Below are 247 nucleotides of genomic sequence, written 5' to 3' on the forward strand. Positions count from 1 at the left end.
GCTCGGCGCACGAAGCCGCGTTGCTATTAGACAGCAGCCCAAGCTGGCAACTCGCCGCTATCTGGGTATTGGTTACCCTCGCTTTGCTGGCATTGGTATTGGCAGTGCGCCGCCTCCCCTCGGTATTGATGTTAGTCGTCAGTTTAACGGCGGTGCATCTGGCATGGGGATTTCGCTGGATTGTACTTATCCAAGCGCAAACTGACCCTAAATACGGCGCGGGCACTTATTTCTATCAATTGCCATG

The 247-nt window shown here is 54.3% G+C and carries 1 pseudogene; it reads left to right on the top strand.

The features are described 5' to 3' along the window. A pseudogene (locus B4920_RS27370) lies at positions 1–247 on the top strand (tetrathionate reductase); the annotation flags it as partial.

The organism is Zoogloea sp. LCSB751 (assembly GCF_002028455.1).
Taxonomy (GTDB): Bacteria; Pseudomonadota; Gammaproteobacteria; order Burkholderiales; family Rhodocyclaceae; genus Zoogloea.